The 251-nt window shown below is 45.8% G+C and carries 1 pseudogene; it reads left to right on the forward strand.

The window, feature by feature from the left end:
• Positions 1-251: pseudogene (locus lacNas_RS03535) on the forward strand (helix-turn-helix domain-containing protein); the annotation flags it as partial.

A 251-nucleotide genomic window follows, 5' to 3' on the forward strand; every position in this document is an offset into this window, starting at 1 on the left:
AAGATCAAGGACGGAATTCTTTATTTGGAGCGGGCAAGAAGAAGCCACGTTCCAAAAGATCAATGGCGTGGCTTCAAGCTGAGCGAAAAGCCTTTGTCAGATGAATTTGGCGTTGTCAGCTACTTCAAAGAAAATGGCCGTTATTACGTTGCCATCCCGTATAAGATCAAGGCTGAGGATGTTAAGCTGCCAGACAAAACAGGCAAAGCTACCGCGGTTGACGTCAATGTTGGTCACTTTGATTATACGGG

This window comes from Lactobacillus nasalidis (genome assembly GCF_016587775.1).
Lineage (GTDB): Bacteria > Bacillota > Bacilli > Lactobacillales > Lactobacillaceae > Lactobacillus > Lactobacillus nasalidis.